This window comes from Chryseobacterium sp. RR2-3-20 (assembly GCF_017808115.1).
Lineage (GTDB): Bacteria > Bacteroidota > Bacteroidia > Flavobacteriales > Weeksellaceae > Chryseobacterium > Chryseobacterium oryzae.
The window spans coordinates 1-629 of the sequence record NZ_JADQBD010000189.1 but is presented as its reverse complement, the minus strand read 5'-3'; the positions used below and the strand labels follow the sequence as shown (position 1 = coordinate 629).

The window sequence follows — 629 nt, the reverse complement described above, 5'->3', positions numbered from 1 at the left end:
CGGTATTTTAACGTGATGCTTGGTAAAGCTCCAAAACTCAGTTACAGCCAGAACAAAGAAGTTTATTTACTCATCGATGGTACTTATTTTTCCAATGAGATATGCCTAGTAGTTTACAGAGACAATGTTTTTAAGCAAACCCAACTTTACAGAATTACTGACGGAGAGCATTATGAAGAACTCAAAGAGGATTTGGAAAATATTCTGAATTTGGGAATAAAAATCGGTGGGATAACCTGCGATGGTGATAAATCTCTACTGAAAGCCATCCGGAAAGTTTGTCCTAAAGTTCCTGTTCAGAGATGTTTGGTTCATATTCAGAGGATGTGCAAAATATGGCTTTCCGCCTATCCAAAATCTGTAGCTGGTTTTGAGCTGCGTGCAATTGTCTGCAAAATTCATTTTATTGATAATGAAGTTAAAAAACAGTATTGGATCAAAGAGTTTTTGGATTGGTCTGAAAAGCATAAAGAATTTTTGAATGAAAAATCATACAGCCAAGAAACCGGAAGATACTGGTACACGCATAAAATGGTAAGAAGATGTTTTTCGGTTATCAGAAAGGCTTTGCCAAATATGTTTTCGTTCCTGAAAAATCCTAAAATCCCGAAAACAACCAACGCCATAGA

At 36.1% G+C, this 629-nt stretch carries 1 protein-coding gene; it reads left to right on the top strand.

Annotation, left to right across the window (positions count from 1 at the left end):
- On the top strand, positions 1–629 hold a 629-nt coding region (locus IV513_RS15640; protein WP_209391476.1), incomplete at both ends, for a transposase.